This is a genomic window from Gallintestinimicrobium sp., assembly GCF_046968865.1.
Lineage (GTDB): Bacteria > Bacillota > Clostridia > Lachnospirales > Lachnospiraceae > Gallintestinimicrobium > Gallintestinimicrobium propionicum.
On record NZ_JBKVPW010000006.1, the window covers coordinates 160614 to 183596 of the forward strand.

The 22983-nt window shown below is 40.7% G+C and carries 23 protein-coding genes and 1 pseudogene; 19 read left to right on the forward strand and 5 right to left on the reverse strand.

From position 1 onward, the window contains the following. Positions 1-194: 194 nt before the first annotated feature. From ACLTOQ_RS07455 to ACLTOQ_RS07475, 5 genes are all read left to right on the forward strand, one after another. Positions 195-317 carry a hypothetical protein gene (locus ACLTOQ_RS07455; protein WP_337673630.1) on the forward strand — a complete coding sequence of 41 codons (123 nt, stop codon included), beginning with the start codon at positions 195-197 and terminating at the stop codon, positions 315-317. A 359-nt stretch (positions 318-676) separates the two neighbouring features. Beyond that, a complete protein-coding gene (locus ACLTOQ_RS07460; protein WP_412287176.1) occupies positions 677-1351 on the forward strand; it encodes an IS607 family transposase in 675 nt (224 codons plus the stop codon). Then, positions 1263-2423 carry an RNA-guided endonuclease InsQ/TnpB family protein gene (locus ACLTOQ_RS07465; RefSeq protein WP_412319169.1) on the forward strand — a complete coding sequence of 387 codons (1161 nt, stop codon included), beginning with the start codon at positions 1263-1265 and terminating at the stop codon, positions 2421-2423. The genes ACLTOQ_RS07460 and ACLTOQ_RS07465 overlap by 89 nt, the downstream gene beginning before the upstream one ends. A gap of 193 nt (positions 2424-2616) precedes the next feature. Further along, positions 2617-2943, forward strand: coding sequence for a helix-turn-helix domain-containing protein (locus tag ACLTOQ_RS07470; RefSeq protein WP_288837128.1), 327 nt, complete (start codon positions 2617-2619; stop codon positions 2941-2943). Positions 2944-3134: 191 nt separating this feature from the next. After that, positions 3135-6497 (forward strand): SNF2 helicase associated domain-containing protein, encoded by a 3363-nt coding sequence (locus ACLTOQ_RS07475; protein WP_412319170.1) that lies wholly within the window; start codon positions 3135-3137, stop codon positions 6495-6497. Between the two features lie 12 nt (positions 6498-6509). Here ACLTOQ_RS07475 and spoIIID read toward each other — a convergent pair whose 3' ends face one another. After that, a complete protein-coding gene (gene spoIIID, locus ACLTOQ_RS07480; RefSeq protein WP_021915157.1) occupies positions 6510-6791 on the reverse strand; it encodes a sporulation transcriptional regulator SpoIIID in 282 nt (93 codons plus the stop codon). Between the two features lie 129 nt (positions 6792-6920). Between spoIIID and ACLTOQ_RS07485 the strand changes: the two genes are divergently transcribed. Then, entirely contained in the window at positions 6921-8252 is a 1332-nt protein-coding gene (locus tag ACLTOQ_RS07485; RefSeq protein ID WP_288837126.1) for an MATE family efflux transporter, read from the forward strand. 231 nt (positions 8253-8483) lie between these two features. After that, entirely contained in the window at positions 8484-10025 is a 1542-nt protein-coding gene (guaA, locus tag ACLTOQ_RS07490; protein ID WP_412319171.1) for a glutamine-hydrolyzing GMP synthase, read from the forward strand. A gap of 222 nt (positions 10026-10247) precedes the next feature. Here guaA and ACLTOQ_RS07495 read toward each other — a convergent pair whose 3' ends face one another. After that, entirely contained in the window at positions 10248-10577 is a 330-nt protein-coding gene (locus ACLTOQ_RS07495; protein ID WP_412319172.1) for a TfoX/Sxy family protein, read from the reverse strand. Between the two features lie 13 nt (positions 10578-10590). Next, a complete protein-coding gene (locus ACLTOQ_RS07500; protein WP_195502760.1) occupies positions 10591-11127 on the reverse strand; it encodes a helix-turn-helix domain-containing protein in 537 nt (178 codons plus the stop codon). 333 nt (positions 11128-11460) lie between these two features. Here ACLTOQ_RS07500 and ACLTOQ_RS07505 point away from each other — a divergent pair, with 333 nt between their 5' ends. The 12 genes and pseudogenes from ACLTOQ_RS07505 (at position 11461) to ACLTOQ_RS07560 (ending at position 21783) form a co-directional block, all read left to right on the forward strand. Beyond that, the gene (locus tag ACLTOQ_RS07505) at positions 11461-11649 is read left to right on the forward strand and encodes a LysR family transcriptional regulator (protein ID WP_412319173.1); all 189 of its coding nucleotides are present in this window, start codon (positions 11461-11463) and stop codon (positions 11647-11649) included. Continuing rightward, the gene (locus ACLTOQ_RS07510) at positions 11649-12755 is read left to right on the forward strand and encodes a tyrosine-type recombinase/integrase (protein ID WP_412319174.1); all 1107 of its coding nucleotides are present in this window, start codon (positions 11649-11651) and stop codon (positions 12753-12755) included. Before ACLTOQ_RS07505 ends, ACLTOQ_RS07510 begins: the two co-directional genes overlap by 1 nt. Positions 12756-12760: 5 nt before the next feature. Then, positions 12761-13135, forward strand: a complete 375-nt coding sequence (locus tag ACLTOQ_RS07515; RefSeq protein ID WP_412319175.1) for a plasmid mobilization protein — start codon at positions 12761-12763, stop codon at positions 13133-13135. Next, positions 13128-13442, forward strand: a complete 315-nt coding sequence (locus ACLTOQ_RS07520; protein ID WP_331854110.1) for a relaxasome subunit MobC — start codon at positions 13128-13130, stop codon at positions 13440-13442. The genes ACLTOQ_RS07515 and ACLTOQ_RS07520 overlap by 8 nt, the downstream gene beginning before the upstream one ends. Next, complete coding sequence (locus ACLTOQ_RS07525) at positions 13442-14578, forward strand: MobA/MobL family protein (RefSeq protein WP_412319176.1); 1137 nt, start codon at positions 13442-13444, stop codon at positions 14576-14578. The genes ACLTOQ_RS07520 and ACLTOQ_RS07525 overlap by 1 nt, the downstream gene beginning before the upstream one ends. Continuing rightward, positions 14569-14619, forward strand: a pseudogene (locus ACLTOQ_RS07530) (hypothetical protein); the annotation flags it as partial. The gene ACLTOQ_RS07525 and the pseudogene ACLTOQ_RS07530, both read left to right, overlap by 10 nt. A gap of 202 nt (positions 14620-14821) precedes the next feature. Continuing rightward, positions 14822-15202, forward strand: coding sequence for a hypothetical protein (locus ACLTOQ_RS07535; RefSeq protein WP_412319177.1), 381 nt, complete (start codon positions 14822-14824; stop codon positions 15200-15202). Between the two features lie 18 nt (positions 15203-15220). Next, a complete protein-coding gene (locus tag ACLTOQ_RS07540; RefSeq protein ID WP_412319178.1) occupies positions 15221-16204 on the forward strand; it encodes a DUF6040 family protein in 984 nt (327 codons plus the stop codon). A gap of 42 nt (positions 16205-16246) precedes the next feature. Then, entirely contained in the window at positions 16247-16630 is a 384-nt protein-coding gene (locus tag ACLTOQ_RS07545) for a TnpV protein (protein WP_412319179.1), read from the forward strand. 149 nt (positions 16631-16779) lie between these two features. Then, on the forward strand, positions 16780-18057 hold the full coding sequence (locus ACLTOQ_RS07550; RefSeq protein WP_118083948.1) for an AAA family ATPase: 1278 nt from the start codon (positions 16780-16782) through the stop codon (positions 18055-18057). Continuing rightward, on the forward strand, positions 18047-18673 hold the full coding sequence (locus ACLTOQ_RS07555; RefSeq protein ID WP_412319180.1) for a hypothetical protein: 627 nt from the start codon (positions 18047-18049) through the stop codon (positions 18671-18673). Before ACLTOQ_RS07550 ends, ACLTOQ_RS07555 begins: the two co-directional genes overlap by 11 nt. Before the next feature lie 65 nt (positions 18674-18738). Then, positions 18739-21783, forward strand: coding sequence for an ATP-binding protein (locus ACLTOQ_RS07560; RefSeq protein WP_412319181.1), 3045 nt, complete (start codon positions 18739-18741; stop codon positions 21781-21783). Positions 21784-22037: 254 nt separating this feature from the next. Here the strand turns inward: ACLTOQ_RS07560 and ACLTOQ_RS07565 are convergent, their stop codons facing one another. Both ACLTOQ_RS07565 and ACLTOQ_RS07570 read right to left on the reverse strand, forming a co-directional pair. Next, complete coding sequence (locus tag ACLTOQ_RS07565; protein ID WP_412319182.1) at positions 22038-22724, reverse strand: hypothetical protein; 687 nt, start codon at positions 22722-22724, stop codon at positions 22038-22040. Positions 22725-22739: 15 nt separating this feature from the next. Then, the coding region (locus ACLTOQ_RS07570; protein ID WP_412319183.1) for a hypothetical protein at positions 22740-22983 on the reverse strand (244 nt) is incomplete at its 5' end.

Sequence of the window (22983 nt, forward strand, 5' to 3'; positions counted from 1 at the left end):
CCTGTTTGAAGGTGGATGCAAGACTTTGGAATCCTCCTCAATAGGACAGAATGATACGTATAACAAAACGGATTGCTCAGACCCTCCGCACGAAATTCCCAAAACGGACCCCAGACACACTACCCTCCCCGGTAGTTGTGCCCCAAGCAAACAGAATTTAGTCTGGTAGAAAAGATAGAAAGATAGTTTAAATTTTGATTGATGATACAGACCTGCCGGAGTTGCCGGACGGGTTGAAATCCATGAGAACGGTCAGCGCTGTCCGGGCGCGGGAATTCCGCATGGCTGTGCGGCGGGGCTTTTCCAGTAAGCTGTAACGAATCTTTTGGTGCGAGTCCGTACAATGGGACACGCAATGAGGTAGAATAAATAGAAAATAACAAGTAACTGTTCCGCAGGTCTGCGCATTTACTGCGCTGACCGTAAGAAAACTTAGACGAGAAGGCAAAAATCCTATCGGCGCAGCCGATTTGAAATGGATTTTTGCGCGTAACTGTGAGGGTACGGAACAGTTACAATAACAAAAGCAGACAGAAAGGAAACAAATGGGAGAAGGGCAAAACAGAGAAGATGGAGAGACAGCAAGGAGGAAACTTTAAGTAATCAAAATCATTGTCAATAGTGATTAAATGTGTTGAATATACTCATGGAGGGCATTGCTATGAACACATCTAATATCACTAATTACAAACCAAAAGATTTTGCTGAATTATTGGGTGTCTCTGTCAAAACGTTACAACGCTGGGATAGAGAGGGGATTCTAAAAGCAAATCGAACTCCAACTGATAGGCGTTATTATACTTATGATCAATATCTTCAGTTTAAGGGCATAAATACTGAAAACGATAATCGTCAGATTGTTATTTATGCCAGAGTATCTACAAGAAACCAAAAAGATGATTTACAAAACCAAGTAACTTTTTTACGTCAGTTTTGCAATGCTAAAGGTATCATTGTAGATCAATGTATTGAAGATTATGGAAGTGGGCTTAACTACAATCGTAAAAAGTGGAATCAATTATTAGATGAAGTAATGGAACAAAAAATCAAAACTATTATAGTTACACATAAAGATAGATTTGTCAGATTTGGCTATGATTGGTTTGAAAAATTCTGTATGAAGTTTAATACAACCATAGTGGTAGTGAATAATGAAGAACTATCACCGCAGGAAGAACTTGTACAGGATATTGTATCTATACTTCACGTTTTTTCTTGTAGATTGTACGGCCTTCGTAAGTATAAAAAACAAATAGAAGGGGATGAGGAAATTGCTAAAGAGCTTCAAAACGGAAATAAATCCGACAGTCGAGCAAAAAATCAAGATCAACAAGACTATCGGCACTTGTAGATACGTCTACAACTTCTATCTCGGTCACAACAAAGCTTTATACGATAAGGGTGAAAAGTTTATGACCGGCAAGAGTTTTAGCGTATGGCTCAATAATGAGTACATTCCTGATAATCCTGATAAAATATGGATCAAAGAAGCATATTCAAAAGCTGTAAAAAAATCTATAGAAGATGGATGCACTGCATTTACAAGATTTTTTAAACACCAAAGTGCTTTTCCTAATTTCAAAAGGAAAGGTAAGTCTGATGTAAAAATGTATTTCGTAAAGAATAATCCTAAAGATTGTAGATGCGAGAGACATAGGTTAAACATACCCACTTTAGGTTGGATACGCATGAAAGAAAAAGGCTATATACCAACAACGAAAGACGGATGGAAAATCAAAAGCGGTACAGTATCCATCAAAGCAGGCAGATATTATGTGTCAGCTCTTGTAGAAATTCCCGACGCTAAGATTGCTAATAATAGCAATGACGGTATAGGAATTGACCTGGGTTTGAAAGACCTGGCGATTGTTTCTAATGGTAAAACTTATAAAAATATCAATAAGTCAGCAAGAGTTAAAAAATTGGAAAAGAAATTGCGCAGAGAACAAAGATGCCTCTCACGCAAGTATGAAAATTTAAAGAAAGGGGAGTCCACTCAAAAGAATATACAAAAGCAAAAGCTCAAAGTGCAAAGACTTCATCATAAAATAGATAATATCCGTACTGATTATATCAATAAATCAATAGCCGAGATAGTGAAAACCAAGCCATCTTATATAACGATTGAAGATTTGAATGTATCAGGAATGATGAAGAACAGACATCTATCAAAAGCCGTTGCATCACAAAAGTTCTATGAATTTAGAACTAAGCTTAAAGCGAAGTGTGATGAAAATGGTATTGAATTAAGAGTCGTAGACAGATGGTATCCATCATCCAAAATATGTCACTGCTGTGGTGCTATCAAGAAAGATTTGAAGCTTTCAGATAGAATATACCGTTGTGATTGTGGCTATGTCGAGGATAGGGATTTCAATGCTGCTCTTAATCTAAGAGATGCTTTAACTTACGAAGTTGCATAATGAACGCAAACGTAAGTATGTACTGCGGGCTATCGCAGGAATTTACGACTGTGGAGTGTACAAGAACTTGTGAGTAGCGTATTGTTTACAATCGCCAAAGCATACACAATGAAGCAGTAAGAAGTATCCGCAAGGACTTCAATTTCTCGATGTGTTTGAGTATATTTAAACACATTTTGAGTGGCAGGTAGAAATGGGATATCCGCTTATCGACGTGTTACGGACAGGACAGAGGTTAAAAGAAGCCTGTATTAAGAAAAATATCGAGGCAAAAGAAATCAAACAATTTTTGGGACTGGCAGCGATGCAGTCTATCTATAACTGGTTTCAGGGCAAGGCATTGCCATCGCTGGACAATTTTTATGCGCTGAGCAGTTATCTCGGAACAGAATTGGATTCCCTGATCGTGCCGCAGGGACGTCATCAGGAGCATGAAATATTGGAAGACGCCTCCTTTTTCAGACGGCAGGCAGTTTATTTTGGTTTTTTGCTGGAAGCAGAAGCGCAGAGCTGTTCATAAAATCGTAAGGGACGAGTGAACTGTAATACCAGATTTTCCGGAAATCCCGCCGCGTGTGTTGTAGGAGAGAAAGTTCCTTGCTATAATAAAAAGATGAGGTTGGCGAGATCACAATGCAGTCAGGCTGCAGCGCAGCCATCGGCAGGGGCAGCAGGAACGGACCGCAGACAGCGGGAGCGGAGGCTTACAGCATGATCACACGGGAACAGATTCGAAAGCTGGCAGGGTATTCCTATTCCAGAGGGGTAGATATCTGGCGGCAGGGCAAGATCAGGCGCTTTCAGATAAAAACTACGAAAAAAGGCAGGCAGATTCAGGCGGACGTCAAAGGGAGCGGGAGAAATCTTTATGACGTGAGGATCCTGTTGGATGAGGAAGAAGACAGCGTGCAGGAGGCATGGTGCGATTGTCCTGCATTTTATTCCTATGAGGGTCTGTGCAAGCATTGTACGGCGGTGCTTTTATATTATCTGGAAAATCCGGACCGGGTGGAAGAAGAGCATATGAGCCTGTCGGAGTTCCTGAAACAGCGTGGGCTGGAAGGCGTCCAGAAAGAAATCGGTGAAGCAACGGACGGGATAAAGATTCAGGAAAATCTCAGATCCCCGGGAAATACTACAGCCTCCAGAAGCGATAGCATGCTTCTTGCCGGTGTTCCGAAGCGGAAGACGACCAGACAGTTAAAAGAGCTTCTGCAGAAACAGACTGCCCGGCATATGCTTCCGGTTCTGCAGGAAGAAAGCTTTGGGAAGGTGCGTCTGGAGCCGCTTCTTATTTGTGATGCGCGTGAATGCCGGGCGGAATTTCGGATCGGGATCGGCAGGATGTATATTGTAAAGGATATTTTTTCCATGATCCGCGCGCTTCGGGAGCAAAGCAGCTATTCCTATGGAAAAAGTCTGGAATTTGTTCATATAAAAGGAAGCTTTACCGAAGAATCGCGACCGCTTGTGGAATTTCTGGAGCAGTGGGTTGGCCGTTATGAAAAGGCGTATCTGCAGACGAGCGGTTATTCCTATCTGTATCGGGCAGCGCTCCCGAAAGCTCGGACGATCGTGCTGGATGGCTGGGGACTGGATGGATTTCTGGATGCGATGGGAAACCGGGTATTTTATGTACAGCTGGATGGAACGGAGAGCCGTTGGCATGTCACGGACGCAGCACTGGAACGCAGATTGCAGCTGACGGGAACGGAAGGTGGTGCAGAGCTTTCCCTGGAAAATGTGTTCGGATATGCCTGTGAACGGGATCAGGTGTATTTTAAGGACGGACTGATTTATCGGGTTTCCAATGAAGGACTGGGAGAAGTGACCGAGTTTTTGGACTGTATGAAAAAGCTCCCGAACCGGACGGCTTTTTTGCAGGAAGAGGATTTGCCGGCATTTTTCAGACAGCTGATGCCGATATTAAAAGAACATTTTCAATGCGAGATCAAAGGAGTCGGGGAAAAGCAAACGGAATTGTCGCCAGTAAAATTCCAGTTTTATCTGGATATGCCGCAGGAGAAACTGGTCAGCTGTCGTGCAATCGCCTGCTATGGAGAACGGGAGTATAGTGTATACGATCTGACAGAGGATATTGACAGGCGGGATCTTGTCAGCGAGTCGGAAGCAGCGCGGATTTTAAGCTCCTATTGCAATACTTATGATGATCTGAAAAAAGAAATGATTATTTATCAGGACGACGAATTATTTTATCGTCTCCTGACAGAAGGAATCGTGCAGCTTTCTGCAATCGGTGAGGTGTATGTTTCCGATGCGCTGAAAAAAGTGCGGGTTCTGCCGTCGCCCGGCGTATCCGTTGGAATTTCCATGGGCGGCGACTTGTTGGAGCTGACAGTGTCTTCTCAGGATATGCCGAGGGAAGAGCTGATGGAAATTTTATCCCGTTATGATCGGAAACGAAAATTCTACCGGCTCAAGAACGGCGACTTTATAAATATGGAAGAAAATGGTCTGGAATCCCTGCAGGAGGTGCGCCAGGCGCTGCAGCTGACAGATAAGCAGCTGATGCAGGACAAAATCGAGGTTCCGGCGTACCGGATGCTGTATCTGGATGAGACGCTGCAGGAAAACGCCATGATGGAAGTGATTCGGGATGTATCTTTCGCGAGTCGGATCGAGAAGCTGCAGAATCCGGATTTCGAAAAGGACTATGTGCCGGACTCCTTAAAAGGAATTTTACGGGAATATCAGAAAGCCGGTGCCGCGTGGATTGGAATGCTTTACAGTAACCAGTTCGGCGGAATTCTGGCGGACGATATGGGGCTTGGAAAAACGCTGCAGGTCATCAGCTTCCTATTAGTAGAGCACACCGGATGCAGCCTGATCGTCTGTCCGGCGTCACTTGTTTATAACTGGAAGCATGAGCTGGAACGGTTTGCGCCTTCGCTGAAAGCGGATATGGTAACGGGAAATGTTCAGCAGCGCAAGGAAGTTCTGGATCGCTGGAAAGAAGTGGATGTATTGATTACGTCCTATGATCTGCTCCGTCGGGATATCACAGACTATCAGGAGCTTCATTTTTTCTGCGAGGTGATCGATGAAGCGCAGTATATCAAAAATCACGGAACGCAGGCGGCGAGGGCAGTCAAGCAGGTTCAGACCGGATTCCGGCTTGCGCTGACGGGTACACCGATAGAGAACCGGCTGAGTGAATTGTGGAGCATTTTTGATTATCTCATGCCCGGGTATTTGTACAGCTATCAGCGGTTTCGGACAGAGCTGGAACAGCCGATTGTCCAGCATAAGGACGAAGACGCTGCGAAGCGGCTGCAGCGGCTGATCCGTCCATTCGTCCTGCGGCGCCTGAAAAAAGAAGTGCTGCAGGATTTGCCGGACAAGCTGGAGGAAAACCTGTATGCCGATATGGATGGGGAGCAGCAGGAGCTGTATGATGCCCATGTCAGACGTATGAAGCTGATGCTGGAGGAAAAATCCGACGAGGAAATCCGGACGGATAAGATCGAAATTCTGGCAGAACTGACGCGCCTTAGACAGCTTTGCTGCGATCCGGCGCTTTTGTATGATAATTATAAAGGAGGATCTGCAAAGACAGAGCTTGTGCGTGGGCTGATCCGAAACGCAGTGGAAAACGGGCACAAGGTACTCCTGTTTTCTCAGTTTACAACGATGCTGGAACGCCTGTACCGGATTTTGGAGGAGGAAAAGATTGCAAGCCACATGCTGACCGGCGCGACTCCGAAAGAAAAGAGAATCGAAATGGTGGAGTCGTTTGCGCACGATGAAGTTCCGGTATTCTGTATTTCTCTGAAAGCGGGAGGAACCGGGTTGAATCTCACGGCGGCAGACGTGGTGATCCATTTCGATCCGTGGTGGAACAGCGCAGTACAGAATCAGGCGACGGACCGTGCACACCGGATCGGGCAGAAAAATGTGGTCAATGTTTACCGGATTCTTGCCAAAGGGACGATTGAAGAGAAAATCGTGGAGCTGCAGGAACGCAAGCTGCAGCTTTCAGACAGAATCCTCGGAGGGGAGAGCCTGCAGGCGCAGGGTCTGACCCGCGAGGAACTGTTGGAACTGCTGCGGTGAGTGCTGTCAAATTCAGGATACGGCTCTCTGGCAGGCGTGCAGCAGATGCTCGTGCTCATATTTTTCCTTGGTTGCCATACCGCCGCGGATATGGCGCTCGGATTTGTTGATATCGAGTACCTTTCGGGCTTCTTTTGCCAGAGCCGGATTGACCTGCATCAGACGTTCCGTGATATCTTTATGTACAGTGGATTTGCTGATTCCAAACTGACGGGCAGCTTGTCGGACGGTCGCGTTGGATTCGATAATATAGCCGGCTACTGCCAGGGCACGTTCTTCAATATATTCTTTCATAAAATCCCCTAAAGAACATTTTTTACAAGATATTACGGGGACAGAGAAAATATGCTATACTTAGCGTAAGGGAAAAAGCCAGACAAATGAGAAATAAAAAACCGCATATTTTGCGGGATGGAGGGGAAAATGCTTTATTCGGGGAAGGATCTGCGGAAGCTGATTATACCGCTGATCATTGAACAGATTCTTGCAATTGCTGTTGGAATGGCGGATACGATTATGGTTTCTGCGGCGGGAGAAGCGGCGGTTTCAGGCGTTTCACTGGTAGACACGGTCAACATTTTGCTGATCAATGTGTTCTCTGCTCTGGCAACCGGCGGTGCAGTCGTTTCAGGACATTTCCTTGGGAAAAAGAAAAGAGAGGACGCATGTAAGTCGGCATGGCAGATCTTATTGTTCGCCACACTGCTCGCGTTCGTTATTTCCGTTATTTTTATAACGGCACATGATCCGCTGCTGCGTCTGATGTTCGGTAAAATCGAGGATGACGTTATGAAGGCGAGCAAGACTTATCTGATTATCACGACGTATTCGTTTGTTGCACTTGCCATATATAATTCCTGTGCGGCGTTGTTTCGGGCGATGAACGAATCAAAGGTGACGATGTGGGTATCCTTGCTGATGAATGTAATCAATGTGGTCGGCAATGCGATCTGCATTTATGGTTTGCACATGGGCGTAGCAGGCGTTGCGATCCCGACTACCATTTCCAGATATGTAGCTGCAGTTGTGATTTTTTTGTTGATGTTCCAAACCAAAAAAGAAATCAACCTCTGCGGGCAAATTACCTGGAAGTTTAATGGCAGTCTGATTAAGAAGATCCTGTATATCGCGATTCCAAACGGTCTGGAAAATAGCATGTTCCAGCTGGGTAAAATTCTCGTTATGAGTGCAGTCGCAACAATGGGGACTTCTGCGATCGCGGCAAATGCGGTTACGGGCACAATTGCGAACTGGAATAACCTGCCGGGCTTTGCCATCAACCTTGCGATCGTATCGGTAGTCAGCGTATGCGTTGGCGCAGGAAGATATGACCAGGCGCGTTATTATACCAGACGTCTTTGCAGGGATGCGATGATCGGGATCAGCTGTCTGTCGATCATTCTTTACCTGTCAGCTCCGATACTGGTAACCTTTTTCAATCTCGGACCGGATGCAGCTCAGCTGACGATTCAGATTGTACGGATCCATGCGGTTGCAAGTGCATTTCTTTGGATGCCGGCGTTTGGCGTTCCGAATACACTGAGGGCAGCAGGCGATGTAGTCTGGCCGATGAGTGTTGCTATTTTTTCCATGTGGGTATTTCGAGTCGTGCTTGCTTACGTATTCACTTATGTTTGTCACTTTGGCTTGGTTTCCATTTGGATGGCGATGTTTATCGACTGGGTTGTGCGGGAAATCTTCTATGTGCTCCGATATAAGGGACATAAATGGGAGCATTTTGCGCAAAAAAGTTGAAATAAGGTTACCGAATTGCAGTGACTTTAGACGGTGAATGATTAATCGGTGCGATGGTCGATCTTTTTCGTAAATCAGAAAAGGAAACGGCATGGAAAACCTTTGACAGAACAGGGGATTCCAACTATAATTGTTCATTATGATGATATCAGGTCAGTGGTCATGGAGTGCGGGTACACTTTTTCAGACTGTTGGCCCTGTTGTTTCAAAATTAACTCGAGGAGGAGACGAATGGATCGGGAACTTGTTATTGTTCTTGACTTTGGCGGACAGTACAATCAGCTGATTGCCAGAAGAGTCAGAGAATGTAATGTATATTGTGAAGTGCATCCTTATACGCTCAGTCTGGATAAGATCCGGGAAATGAACCCTAAGGGTATCATCTTTACAGGTGGTCCAAACAGTGTATACGGAGAGGATTCCCCCAGATGCCCGAAAGAGATATTCGAAATGGGTATTCCGATTCTGGGAATCTGTTATGGATCACAGCTTATGTCCTATATGCTGGGCGGCAACGTAAAAACTGCGCCTGTCAGCGAATATGGTAAGACTGAGGTTGCAGTGGATACAGAATCTGCATTATTTAAAAATGTATCCCCCAGCACGATCTGTTGGATGAGTCATACCGATTATATTGAAAAAGCACCGGAGAAATTCAAAATTACAGCCCATACACCAGTGTGTCCGGTTGCAGGAATGGAAAATGCAGAGAAGAAGCTGTATGCAGTACAGTTCCATCCGGAGGTTATGCATACTCAGGAAGGCACTAAGATGCTTTCCAATTTCGTATATGATATCTGTGGATGCACAGGCGACTGGAAGATGGATTCTTTCGTGGAGACAACGATCCACCAGATCCGTGAAAAGGTTGGAAACGGTAAGGTGCTGTGTGCACTTTCCGGCGGTGTGGATTCTTCTGTTGCAGCAGTTCTGCTGTCCAAGGCGGTCGGCAAGCAGCTGACCTGCGTGTTTGTAGATCATGGTCTGCTTCGTAAAAACGAAGGAGATGAAGTAGAAGCTGTATTCGGCCCGGACGGTCAGTACGATTTAAACTTTATCCGCGTAAACGCACAGGAACGTTTCTATTCCAAACTGGCGGGTGTTTCTGATCCTGAAAAAAAACGTAAGATTATTGGAGAAGAATTTATCCGAGTATTCGAAGAAGAAGCAAAGAAAATCGGTGCTGTGGATTTCCTCGTACAGGGAACGATTTATCCGGACGTAATCGAGAGTGGTCTCGGTAAATCTGCTGTGATCAAGTCTCATCATAACGTAGGCGGTCTTCCGGACTGCGTTGATTTCAAGGAAATCATCGAGCCGTTGCGTCTTCTGTTTAAAGATGAGGTTCGTCGTGCCGGTCTGGAACTTGGCATTCCCGAATACCTTGTATACCGTCAGCCGTTCCCCGGTCCTGGTCTGGGTGTTCGTATTGTAGGCGAGGTGACTCCGGAGAAAGTTCGCATCGTTCAGGATGCAGACGCTATCTACCGCGAAGAGCTTGCCAAAGCAGGCTGCGACAAAGGACTGGGACAGTTCTTTGCAGCGCTGACCAACATGCGTTCTGTTGGCGTTATGGGCGATGAAAGAACCTACGATTATGCAGTTGCGCTGCGCGCAGTCATCACATCTGATTTTATGACCGCAGAAGCTGCAGAAATCCCGTTTGACGTGCTGTTCAAAGTTATGACCCGCGTCATCAATGAGGTGAAAGGCGTCAACCGCGTACTCTACGATTTGACGAGTAAGCCGCCTGGGACGATTGAACTGGAGTAATTTGAAATGCTTTAAGAAGCCAGTATTTATGCGGGTTTGCAGCATTTTTAAAAGTCTTTTGATAACAAATTGATAACAGTTGCATGAGCGCCATTATTCTTGTAATCCAGTGGTTTTAGGGTTAGAGAATGATTGACAGGTGGTTGTGCAACAAATAAATCCATATTATAAACGAAGCCCTTAGCTGTGGGTATAAAACTCATGGCTAAGGGCTTTTTGTCGCTATTTTTTGGAGGTGGTTTTCTTTTTCTTTGGTGCAGGAAGTTCATCGTACATAGACAGAAACAGGTTGCAAAGAAATTCCCTGCTTTCAACATCGTCGACTAAAAGCATTTCCTTTGCTCCCTCATAGGGTAATTCGTAAGTTGCTGTTGGCATAAGGGAAATGGCAGAGGATACAGGTTTTACAAGTAAGCGGTCATCGTAAATACCGCCAACGATTTTGTCACGGTAGTAGAGAATGTACTCGCCCATCATTGCCCGATAGGAGATGCTGTCCAAATCGGATAGCTGTTCTAATACAAAGGTTAAATAATCTTTACTTGACGCCATAGTACACCTGCTTTCAATCATCGGTTTTGAGTTTGTCTTTGAAGGCTTCAACCATAGCGGCACTAAGTTCCTGCGAAGGAACTTTCGCCCAAATTTGCGTGGTATCAAATTCCGGGTAATGGTAACGCCACTCATCGTATTTGTCTTTACTGATTTCTTCAGAAGATAGCTTGTCAGCCTGCTCTTTCCAGGCGTACAGCATTTTCCGGAGTTCGTGAGCGTCTTTGCCTTTGGAAGTATCCACTTTCAGACAGATTTCTCCGTCTGCTGATTCACTGACAGTCAGACCGTACAAATCTTCAAGGGTAAATAAAGTGTGCATCAGTCCGATATAGCTGTCAATATCAGGCACATCGAGGGCATGAGGAGAAACATCAAGAGCCTGTGCCAGTGCAGCAGTAAGTTCTGCCTTCGGTTTTCTTGTTCCAGTTTCGTATTGTGCTAAACGTACATCGGCACTTCGCTCAGGAAAGCCGACAATCGTACCAAGATATTTCTGTGTCATCCCACGCAGAATGCGAAAAAAATGTATTCTTTCTCCAATCGCCATAACGTGTCCACTCCTTGTATGTATTTTACAATGAGTATAGCAGATATGTTTAGGAGAAGTCAAGATAATACAAAACAAAAAAGTTTAATATTTTCAGAAAAGCCACTTGACACAAGCAAATATGCTTAGTATAATAAGTTCAAATTAAGCAAATAAGTTTAATAAAAACAAAATGACCGTCCGAACAGTATAAACCGCCAAGAACTTGCCAGAAAGCAAGCAAGCGCCTGATCTACTACAGTATATCGGGACAGCACAGTGTCGAACAGGGAATACCTGCTGGAACTTCATTCGGATAGAACGGCAATAAAAACGAAAGAAAGGGTTGATTATATGAAAAACAGATTTATTTGTGCCGAAGAAGTGGCACAGGAACTAAGCGTATCAAAGCCGTATGCTTACAAGCTAATCCGTCAGTTGAATGAGGAACTGAAAGCAAAAGGCTTTATTACCATTTCAGGACGGGTAAACCGTCAATATTTCTATGAAAGGCTCTACGGAACAGGAAAGGGGGACGAATAATGCCGGTATTCAAAAACGAGGACAATGGAACATGGTATGTGATGGCGAGGTATGTAAACTGGAAAGGCGAGCGTAAGCAGAAATGCAAGCGTGGCTTTGCTACCAAGAAAGAAGCACAGGAATGGGAGCGAATGTTCCAGTTGCAGAACTCTTCGGATATGGATATGAGTTTTGAAGCCTTTACCGAACTGTATATCCGGGATATGAAAAGCCGTCTGAAGGAGAACACATGGCTGACAAAAGAGCATATCATCCGCACGAAGATTTTACCTTATTTCGACAAGCTGAAAATCAGCGAGATTTCTACAAAAGAGGTTATCGCATGGCAGAATGAAATGCTTGCCTATCGGGATGAGAAGAAAAAGCCATATTCACAGACCTATCTGAAAACACTGCACAATCAGTTGTCCGCTATCTTCAATCATGCGGTGCGGTATTATGAACTGCGTTCCAATCCTGCCGCCAAGGTGGGAAATATGGGAAGTGAGGAACATAAGGAAATGCTGTTCTGGACGAAAGAAGAATATAAGAAATTCTCATTCGAGATGATGGACAAGCCTGTTTCCTTTTACGCTTTTGAAATGCTTTACTGGTGCGGTATCCGGGAGGGAGAACTGCTGGCACTGACTGCCGCTGACTTCGATTTTGAAAAAGAAACGGTCAGAATCAACAAGTCCTATCAACGATTACACGGAGAAGATGTGATTACCACACCGAAAACAAAGAAAAGTAACCGCATTATCAAAATGCCGAAGTTCCTCTGTGAAGAAATGCAGGAGTATTTGCAGATGCTTTACGGACTGAAGAAGAAAGAACGAATCTTCACAGTCACAAAAAGTTATCTTCATCACGAGATGGACAGAGGGGCAAAAGCCACAGGCGTAAAGCGAATCCGTATCCATGATTTACGTCACAGCCATGTAGCACATTGCATTGAGCTTGGGTTTTCTCCGGTAGCGATTGCGGAGCGTATGGGACATGAAGGAATCAATATCACATTTAATTATGCTCATTTTTATCCGTCCAAACAGAAAGCACTTGCAGATAGGCTGAATGAGGACAGGGGCGATGTAGATGTAATAATGGAGAAGAAGGAGGCGGAGTAAATGTTATGGCGAAGATATACCGACGGGATAACCTGGTATCGGGTGTGACACCAAAGAAAAAGAATGAAAAGAACCGGAAAAGGAGCGTGATTGTGAATTTCCGAGTAACATCAGAGGAAAAGCAACTTATTGATGAAAGAATTGCATTATCGGGACTTCCGAGGACAGAATTTTTCATCCAAAGTTGTATGCACCAGAAAGTAATCACATTTGGAAATGTGAAAACCTTTGATGGGATAAAAAAGAAACTGGTAGCGATTGATGAACATTTGCAGGCGGTAGAAAAATCGGAGGAGATGGATTTGGAAATATTGGAATCCCTTCGGATGATACTGGAAATGCTTGCAGGACTAGAAAGAGAGGATGAAGTGAATGGGTAAATCAACAAAAAGTTATGAAGAGCGTTTGCTTGAAATGGAAAGACGAGAGCAGGAAAGTCTTGAAAAAGCAAAGAAATATGCAGCACAAAAACGGGAATTACAGAAACGACAGAAAGCCGAAGAGAGTAGAAAGCGTACACACAGACTTTGCGTGATTGGTGGTGCGGTGGAATCGGTGCTGGGTTATCCGATTGAGGAAGAAGATATTCCGAAGCTGATAGGTTTTCTAAAACGACAGGAAGCAAATGGAAGATATTTTTCTAAGGCAATGCAGAAGGAGCAGATACCGGAAACGGAGGAAGTGTAATGGCAGAGGGGTTAGATTTTCTAATCCCTTCATTGCTCTTTATGAAGGGCGCACTTATAGACAACCAGAGGTCGTCTAATAAGTTTGCCGCAAGCGGCAACCGGTCTGCGCTTCGCTTGCCGGGCGCGTTCCGTCGGCGGGGCTTTCAGCCGGACCATTTCATGGAGATCAGCCTGTGCGGCTGGGCGCACTCTCCGAGGGGCACTTCGTGCAGACCTGCTCATGCCGCAGGAGGCACTCTTACGCAGAGGGCGTTTCTGCAAATACTGTATTTGCAGGAAATTAATGCCGGATACGGCAGAAAGGGGGAAGGTGAGTTGGCGATATTTCATTTTACAGTAAAGATTGTCGGACGGAGCAAAGGGAAATCTATCATAGCTGCATCAGCATATCTGAATGGCGATGTGATGAAAAATGAGGAAACGGGAAAGGTAAGTTATTACACTTCGAAAAAGGAAGTTGTGTATACTTCGCTTATGATGTGTGAAAATGCACCACCGGAATGGACAAATGTGCCAGATGAAAATATCAAGCGATTTCAAAAATCCATCCGTTATCAAAGAGCCGAGGATAAAGAAGCGGCTCTGGAAAAGTTCAAAATTACGTTCCGAAAACAGCGATTATGGAATGAAGTTTTGAAAGTAGAAAAAGGTGCAAATGCACAGTTTGGCAGGTCGTTTGAATTTTCACTTCCGAAGGAATGGAGTAGAACGGAACAGATTGAATATGCAACAGATTTTATACAGAGAAATTTTGTGGCAAAGGGAATGTGTGTTGATTGGAGTATTCACGATAAAGGGGATGATAATCCTCATGTTCATTTATTGGTTACCATGCGTCCGTTTAAGAAAAATCATACTTGGGGAAATAAAGAGATCAAAGACTGGGCATTTGTTAGGGATGAGACTGGAAATATTGTTATAGATGAAACGCATCCGAATTGGTGGCAGGATAAAAAGACTTCTGAGAGACATGGTATCCGCATTCCGGTATTGGATGCAGATGGAAATCAGAAATTAGATTCTCGTAACCGTAAACAATGGAAACGTGAGGTTACCGATGCAACAGGATGGAATAATCCAAAAACTGTGAGTTGTGGCGAAGTGAGTGGGCAAAGGAATGTAATCTGCATTTAAAGAAGGAACAGCAGATTGACCATCGATCTTATGAGCGGCAAGGAAAGATTGAAATACCGACCATTCATGAGGGAGCAGATGCAAGAAAGATTGAGGAAAAATATCATTCAGGGCAGTTTACATCCGCCTCTTGGAAAGTAGAGGAAAATCGAATTATCAAGAAGCAGAATGCGATATTGAAAAAGTTGCAGGAAGTGTTTGGACAGGTTGGAATTTTATTAAAGCAATGGAAGGAGCGATTGAATGACATTAGAAGAAAGCAGAGAAGTTATTCCACTGATGGAGAATATGATAAACCAGATCGAGGAACAACAGGAACTTATGGCAGAGATGTATCAGGAGATGCAGCAGAGGGACGGACAACTCAATTTGTTTCAGGAGCAGAATCAAAGATTGCAGGAATTAAACAACGAGTTGCAAAAGCAGTTTCAAATCTTGCCAAGTATAGAGGAAATGTTGGAACTGTTAGAGCAGAAGGATGGAGAAATTCAGACACTGAAAGAGGAAAATCGGATGCTGAAAGCCGAAGATTATCAATGGAAAGAATTAGCGGAGAAGTTGAACGACGAGAACCGGTTATTGCAGAGACAGAACGAGGAATTGTTGAACTGCAGAACCGACTAGAGAAAGCGAGGGATGTAGATGAACGATTTAAGAAGCTTAAAGCAAGACGAGCGGATGGAGGAAATGCTGGAAATGTTGGAGAGCATGGAAAAGGAACTGACACAGAAAGATTCCATTATCCGGCAGAAGGACAGCGAAATACGAACACTGCAAGGACAACTGAACGAATCGCTGAACTTATGCGAGAAGCTGAACAGCGAGAACAAAACCGAGAACGTACAAGCCTTAAAGAACGAATTGAAGCAAACAAGAGAATTGTTGCAGAGCGAGAAAGAGAAAAGGGCAGACAGTACAATAGAGGAATATCAAGATAAACTGCGACATGCTGAACGGGAAAAGGAATATGCGCTCACGCATCAGAAGAAGGTGGAGATACCGGTTGAAAAGCCAGTACTCTACGAAAGGTGCCGAAACTGTGACCGCAAGGCATATCAGCAGGCGAAAGAGCGGTATGAGCATCAAAGAAATGGACTGGAAAAGAAGTATAGGTCAAAGACTGTTGGATTTGATGCAATGCTTATAGTTTTATTGTGGTATGCAATCGTGACGACAGTATTTGCTGCAATGAGATCTGGGATATTTTTAGGCGATTTTACAGCATTTTTCGAGGTACTATGGGATGGTATTCGACAGTCTTGCAAATGGATTGTCGGTGTTGCAAAGGCGTTGGCACAGGTGGGAGATAGGATACCGAATGAGATGATAGCGATTATAGTGCATTGGTTATTGTTTATTATAGTAATTGCTGGAGTTGCGGGAGTTATAGGTGTACTTATAGTAATTGTAGAAAAGAAAGTTACGAAGGCATATAGAGAGAATTCTTGGGATGTGATTAGCGCTGGTGCGGCAGTAATAAGTCTAGCTGTGGCTGTGTATTTTGGAGATTGGATAAAGTTTTTTGTAAAGTTGAATCTCGTTGCTTTATTGTTATTAGTTCAGGCAGTATATGTTGGAATCAGAGCGTATGTGAAAGGTTGTAAAAGAGCCAGAGGCTATTATTGATGTTAAGGTGTGAGAAATATCGCAGAAAGGTGGATAAAAGTTATGGGAAAATTGGAGAAAGTTATTGTAGAGAATGGAATTACTTATGTGCTTGGCGAGGATGATATTTATTATCCGGATTTACAGTTGCCAGAGGAAACAAATTATAATATCGGAAAGTATGGACATATGAGATGTGAGTATCTGAAGGAGTTCAGACATGGATATTATATGGAGCTGTTGCTTGAAGGAAAGTTGAATGAATATCTGCATGATATTGATGAGGAATGCCATGAGATGCTGGATAGGATTGTGGAAAAGATGAAGGAGAAGCAAGGCGTGACAAAGAAATTGAAAGCAGAGAATCAGATGATGTGGGTGTGGAAGATGAATAATATTATTGCTTGTGCGGAGGAGGTTGTGGTGAGGGAGGTGGTGTATGTGTGATGTAGAGGGCGGCTGGGAGGCTGTCCTTTTTGTTATGTTAAGTTTAATTAATCTCTGAATTATATTTTTGTGAAAAAAAGTTGCATAAAAAATAATTAATGATATAATAATGATAAGTAAAGAAGAAAAGTGACTTGGAGGAATGAGCCATGATTATAGAGATAAGAGCAAAAAACTGTTATGCATTTGAGGATGACATTACATTTTCGATGAAAGCAGATATGCGAAATAAAAAATTTGGAGCAAATGTTCACAAAGAGAATAATTTTAATGTCCTTAAAACGGTAGGAATATATGGACCAAACAATGCTGGTAAAACATGTCTAATCAAGTGCATTAGGGCAATAAGAAATGTACTTTTAAATAAGAAGAATGGACTGATGCCAAATATATTTACTGATAGTGATGTATGCGAGTTAGGTGTTACATTTATGGCATCTGGAAGAAAGTTTTCTTATGATTTTAAGTATGATGCAGAAAAAGAAGAATATATATATGAGTCATTTTCGGAGATATTTAAAGATCAGTACAACAACGAAAAGGAAGTTTGTTGGTTAAAAAAAGATACTGTTAGTGAAATATATGAGTGTATTGATGAATCTGTTCAGAATATGATTTCAGTTGTATCGAAAAATAATTTGCTATGCTATGTGGTAGATACAAGTAAATTCGAACATATCAATGAGATGAAGCAGATTCTTGTCGGATTTGCAGAAAAAATTGATATCATCAATATGAATAACATACCTATGCAGCACACGATTGAACTTATGAAGAATAAGAATCAGTTACAGCAAAAGGTTGTTGAGTTCATAAAAAATGCTGACTTATATATGGATAATTTTGAATATGTGGATATGGATAAGATACAGCTGAAAACTGGTGAAGGTGACGAAAAGCCAGATGAGAAAGTGCTTGATATTCCAGAGAACATTATGGATCAAATCAGATTGGTTTCTACTTATAAGGGAGTCCATGTTCCAAGTATGATGTTTGACTCCACAGGAACAAAGAAGATTGCAGCTATTGCCAGCTATGTAATTGAAGCACTTGAACAAGGCAGAATTTTAGTCGTGGATGAGTTGGATAGCAGTATTCATTTTAAGCTTACCAGGGCGATTGTTGCGATGTTTAATAATGAATTAAATACAAGTGCACAGATGATATTTACAGTACATGATATAAATCTTATGGATTGCAAGAGAATGTTTCGAAAGGAGCAGATTTGGTTTGTTCATAAGGATGAAGAAGGTGTGTATGTATATTCACTTGCAGATTTTACAGCACAGCAGGGCGTACGAGATACGACAGATGTTATGGAAAAATATCGGAAAGGTGCGCTTGGAGCTTTGCCTGATCCTGAATTGATTAACTCATTGCTTAGTATTAAAAGTGGTGTAAAGGGGGATGATGCCGATGCCAAATAAGCTCCCTAAGTTTTTGGATAACCATAAAATCTGTATTATCTGTGAAGGTAATGAGGAATATGAGTATCTAAATCGATTAAAAAATTTAAAAGTATGGAATGAGCAATATGATATTTCATTGGTCAATGCCGGTGGAAATGGTAATATCCCAGCGAGGTATCAGGACCGATATCAAAATGGAGCAGATGAACTTGTACTTGTATTTTGTGATACAGAGAAGAAGCCTCACGAGCAGTATGAGGACATTAAACGCAAAATTAATGAGTTTCATGGTGTGGATAGTGCAGCGAATGAAGTGCTTATATTTGGTAATCCATGTACGATGCAGATTATATCTAAACATTGGACCGATGAAAATCTGAAATCTCCGGCAAAACCAGTGAATGCTCCCTTGATAAAGGAATATACAGGGGTGGAGAATTACAAAGGAAGAGCAGACCAGATTCAGAAAGTTATGGAACATGTTACTGTGAAGAATTACAAAGATATGAGCCGACGAGTGAAAGATTTGGATTCGGATGATTCTGTTACTGGCAGCAGTAATTTTGGAAAGTTCATAAAGCTGTTTGAGAGTGATGACAGTGGGTGGATTGAAGAGATTAATGAAAAAATATAGAAAATTAAAAGAATTGAGATTAGCAATGGTATAGAAATGAGCCTAAGGATAAGGAGATTAAAAATATGAATGATAAATTAAAAAATTATGTCGAAATACAGGCGGAAAAAGCAGAAAATTTATCTTTTTGTAGAGGATTGAAATTACTACATGTTAGAGATCAAGTAGAAGAAATACTAGGACATATTGGTAAGATAGGGATATTTGAAGAATACACGGTACATAATATTTCGCATATTGATGAGATGCTTGGTATCATAGAATGGTTGATTCCCGATGAAACAAAAAAAGAAATGACGTCTGCTGAGTGGTTAATGTTGACTTTAGCAGTTTATTTTCATGATTTAGGTATGGTAGTGACAAAAGATGAATATGAAAAACGAGAGACCTCATCTTTTAAGAACTATAAAAATGAAGTCCTTTCTGGAATGGAAAAATCAGAGTATGTTGAATTTGTTGAAAAACAAGACGAATATTTTTTGTATCAAGAGTTTGTTAGAGAAAATCATGCAAGAAGAATAAAACAATGGATAGAAGGAAGTTTGGAAACTGACTTGGGGGATGCATCGACAATTAAAGAAATAATAGAAGACATCCTAAAGAGTCTAGATAAAATGTTCAAAGTTGATTTAGCTATGATTTGTGAAAGTCACCATGAAGATGATATTGATGATTTTACAAAGTATCGAGTAGATAATGTATATGGAAATGATAAAAATGAAAAAGTAAATTTAAATTATATTGCTGTTATTCTTAGAATAGCGGATTTATTACATATAACAAAGGATAGAACACCTTCTATAACAAGAAAGATGATAAATGTTTCTAATCCAATGAGTGTTGTGGAGTGGGAAAAGCAAATGGCTGTGCGAGCTGTACAACCAAAACTAAAAAGAGATGGTGAAGAAAATATTGATGAAAAGCTAGAAAAGGATACAATAGAAATTACGGCATATTTTGAAGGTGCAGAAACTGCAGAAGCATATTTCGGATTATCTTCATATTTACAGTATACACGTAAAGAATTACAAAAATGTAATGAAATTGTTGAAAAAGCGAGAAAAAAAGAAGGTGCATTATCATATAAATTTCCTTGGAGGGAAATTGACGAAACTAGAATTACCGTTATAGGATTTGAAACGAAAAAACTTCAATTTACTATCGCACAGGAAAATATTTTACAATTGTTAGTTGGTCATACATTGTACAACGACTCATCAGTTGTTGTAAGAGAATTAGTTCAAAATGCGATAGATGCAGTAAAATTGCAAAAACAGTATGAAAATAAAAAAGGTAGAATTATTACTCAAGGAAAAGTACAAGTTGACTGGAATGAAGAAAAAAGAGAATTGAGTTTTTGGGATAATGGAACTGGTATGACGATTTCTGATGTAGAAAACTATCTCTTAAAAGTTGGGGCTTCAAAATATCGTGACGATACAATTAAAAAAGAATTTCCTGATTTTTGCTCTATTAGTCATTTTGGAATAGGTATTTTAACATGCTTTATGATTGCAAATGATATTGATATTGTAACGAATTCTGAAGAACAGAATGATGTTAATAGTATTAATTTACGTAAAGTGAATGGTAGCTATTTGCTGAGAAGAATAAATAAGTCAGAAGTTGATAAAAGAATAAAAAATCACGGTACAATGGTTAAGTTATATGTTAGAAATGATGTAGATATGTCAACATTGGAAGATGACTTATGCAAATGGATAGTTTTGCCTGAAATTCCAGTATTCTTGACTGCAAACGAACAACATGAAACTAGAATAGGTTATGATTCTTTGAAAGATGTATTAACGAAATATTTGAATGATACTGGAAGAAACGTTGATGGAGAAAAATATGATGTATATGAAGAAAACCAGGGTAATGTATCTGTAGCATATGCAGTACGACATTTAAGATATCTGTCTGATTGGTGTTTGATGGAAATAGATAGTAGACGTTCAAATCAAAAAAATCAATTGCCGATTGGAACTTGTGTCGAAGGAATTCGGGTTGAATTTACTACTCCGGGATATAAAGATTCGTCCATTTTAGCAATTGCTAATATAAAAAATAGTAAATATCAAACGAATGTTGCAAGATCTGCAATAGAATTGGATGCTAATAGTGAGGTGTTGTCAGATATTTATGATGTATATCGGAAATATATTCAGGAGCAGATGAATACTTTAGAGAAGTTGGATTATTCAAAATCTTGGGCTCTGTCAGAGGGACGTTATCTTATGCAACCTCTAGTGAATAGTAGGTATTCAAATGAACATAAAGAACCTGTTGATGAGACAATTTTAATACAAAGAATGGCAAAGATAAAAAGTCTTTCGTTAGAAAATGAGGGGATTCGTCAAATTGTATCAGCAGAGCAAGTGTATGAGATGCCGGAGATAAATATTATTGAGAGTAAAATGACACAGGCAGCGGAATATTTACTTAAAGAAATTAAAAGCGAAGCTACATTAAAGAATCTTATTGGTGTAGTATGTCCAGAAGATAACTTTTTAGATGATGTAAATAATATACTATGTAACTATGACATTTATAATACTCTTCATCAATATGCTTTGAGCAATAAAGAAGTCAGTAAAATTGTAGTAAATCATAATCAAAGACGCATACAATTAACATATGCTTTGAAAAAAGATTCATGGTATGAATTTGATTTAAGAAGCAGAGGCATGGAAAAGGTATTGTTTGTTCCAAAGAATGAATTTATAATTGATGGTTTGAAGGAAGAGATAGGTATTAAAACATTGGGGGCGATATATATACGGAGTGATTCTTCTATATATGAGTACGTTCGAAAAATTATTAATACATTCTTGGAGGAGGATAACAAAGAGAATAGACTTCTTTTAGAAGTATTCTTAGGCAATATCTTTGATAGTAGTATTTTAGAAAGAACATTTTCAACAGATATTGACACAAATAACATGGTTAGACAAATGATGGATGAAAGATTTATTAGGTTGAGTGATGAATTATTAACAAAGATGTGGTCAAAGATTAATGTTGAGGAGTTTACTAAAGTGATTCTTACTCAAAACTATTCGCTTTATTCTATTGCTAACTGGTCAAGACAGGGTGATAGCATTTGATTTAAAATTAATTGCTTAAAAGGTGATTGCGAAACGCTTGCAAAAACTCCCAAAATGACAAAGAATATGTGAGATTTCAAGAATAATTATACTCAATATGGTAATCTATAATTTGACTAGACACAATATATAGTTGCTGAAATCGAGTTTGAATAATGTACAAGAGCCAAGAAATGCCGAATTTACGGCGTTTCTTGGCTCGTTTTTGGTTGCGTGACAATCAAATGACAATAATTTTGGAAATTAGTATGTGCTCATATCGGATTTGAATATGTAGCATTTTTTTTTGCATAGAAAAGTTTTATTTGTCTCAAATCATAAATAAAATCATCGTATTTATTATAATCTCTATAAAGAATATCTTTAATAATTGGTGTTAATGAGAAAATTAGTGAAAAAGTTAATAACACAAGAACTATAACTTGTAATGCCATGGTAATCATTTCGTCTTGTGAAGCAGCATTTCCAATTTTTTGTGCTACAAATGCAACAATAGGAATAATTATTGCACCTAATGTCTTAAATGGTTTCTTTAATGGAGCTATGTAGTCACATTGGATTTGTGCCTGTTTTGCTTCCTCAATTAACATATCAAGTGAGTCAAAATTTTGAATTTCTATTCCGTAGTCTTTTAATACATTAATGGTCATATTCATTCGTTTTTCGGAATAAGGGACATAGTGTTGCTGAAGCATTACTTTAAGATTCCTTTTCATGGAATCAATTATAAAGAAAATTATAAGTGATATAATACCTAATGCCATCGGGATATATGAAGCCCAAGTTTGCTTAAAAATTAATAAGATACCACTAATAATAGCACTTGCAAAAAGGATGATTACAAAAATCTTTCGGTAAAGGGGAAGTTTTGTAAAAGGAATAGTGCTTTTAATACTTTTTAATCCAATTTTATAGCTGATAAATAAGTCACAAAATCTCATATGAATATCTCCTTTTTATTCGTAGTATATTGCAATAGGATGTACAATATTTAAGGATGATTGTTGACCAAAGAATGAAAGCATGATTTGGTTCAACCCGATGCCAACTTGAGCTAATGGAGAAATATTTGTACTGTCATTAGTATCTGTTGTTATTTTGTTAGTGATATATCCAAGAACTTTGATTTTACCGCCGAATTTAAAGAGTGTATGAGAAAATCTCTGTAAATAAGATTCTTCTATGATAATTAAGGGCAAT

Excerpts from the sequence above, each read along its gene's own strand:
- ACLTOQ_RS07565 (WP_412319182.1), bottom strand. The coding sequence starts at position 22,724 with ATGAGATTTTGTGACTTATTTATCAGCTATAAAATTGGATTAAAAAGT.
- ACLTOQ_RS07510 (WP_412319174.1), top strand. The coding sequence starts at position 11,649 with ATGCCGGTATTCAAAAACGAGGACAATGGAACATGGTATGTGATGGCG.
- guaA (WP_412319171.1), top strand. The coding sequence starts at position 8,484 with ATGGATCGGGAACTTGTTATTGTTCTTGACTTTGGCGGACAGTACAAT.
- ACLTOQ_RS07505 (WP_412319173.1), top strand. The coding sequence starts at position 11,461 with ATGAAAAACAGATTTATTTGTGCCGAAGAAGTGGCACAGGAACTAAGC.
- ACLTOQ_RS07560 (WP_412319181.1), top strand. The coding sequence starts at position 18,739 with ATGAATGATAAATTAAAAAATTATGTCGAAATACAGGCGGAAAAAGCA.
- ACLTOQ_RS07535 (WP_412319177.1), top strand. The coding sequence starts at position 14,822 with ATGACATTAGAAGAAAGCAGAGAAGTTATTCCACTGATGGAGAATATG.
- ACLTOQ_RS07470 (WP_288837128.1), top strand. The coding sequence starts at position 2,617 with ATGGGATATCCGCTTATCGACGTGTTACGGACAGGACAGAGGTTAAAA.
- ACLTOQ_RS07545 (WP_412319179.1), top strand. The coding sequence starts at position 16,247 with ATGGGAAAATTGGAGAAAGTTATTGTAGAGAATGGAATTACTTATGTG.
- ACLTOQ_RS07520 (WP_331854110.1), top strand. The coding sequence starts at position 13,128 with ATGGGTAAATCAACAAAAAGTTATGAAGAGCGTTTGCTTGAAATGGAA.
- ACLTOQ_RS07495 (WP_412319172.1), bottom strand. The coding sequence starts at position 10,577 with ATGGCGTCAAGTAAAGATTATTTAACCTTTGTATTAGAACAGCTATCC.
- ACLTOQ_RS07500 (WP_195502760.1), bottom strand. The coding sequence starts at position 11,127 with ATGGCGATTGGAGAAAGAATACATTTTTTTCGCATTCTGCGTGGGATG.
- ACLTOQ_RS07515 (WP_412319175.1), top strand. The coding sequence starts at position 12,761 with ATGGCGAAGATATACCGACGGGATAACCTGGTATCGGGTGTGACACCA.
- ACLTOQ_RS07525 (WP_412319176.1), top strand. The coding sequence starts at position 13,442 with ATGGCAGAGGGGTTAGATTTTCTAATCCCTTCATTGCTCTTTATGAAG.
- spoIIID (WP_021915157.1), bottom strand. The coding sequence starts at position 6,791 with ATGAAAGAATATATTGAAGAACGTGCCCTGGCAGTAGCCGGCTATATT.
- ACLTOQ_RS07540 (WP_412319178.1), top strand. The coding sequence starts at position 15,221 with ATGAACGATTTAAGAAGCTTAAAGCAAGACGAGCGGATGGAGGAAATG.
- ACLTOQ_RS07475 (WP_412319170.1), top strand. The coding sequence starts at position 3,135 with ATGATCACACGGGAACAGATTCGAAAGCTGGCAGGGTATTCCTATTCC.
- ACLTOQ_RS07550 (WP_118083948.1), top strand. The coding sequence starts at position 16,780 with ATGATTATAGAGATAAGAGCAAAAAACTGTTATGCATTTGAGGATGAC.
- ACLTOQ_RS07465 (WP_412319169.1), top strand. The coding sequence starts at position 1,263 with ATGAGGAAATTGCTAAAGAGCTTCAAAACGGAAATAAATCCGACAGTC.
- ACLTOQ_RS07485 (WP_288837126.1), top strand. The coding sequence starts at position 6,921 with ATGCTTTATTCGGGGAAGGATCTGCGGAAGCTGATTATACCGCTGATC.
- ACLTOQ_RS07555 (WP_412319180.1), top strand. The coding sequence starts at position 18,047 with ATGCCAAATAAGCTCCCTAAGTTTTTGGATAACCATAAAATCTGTATT.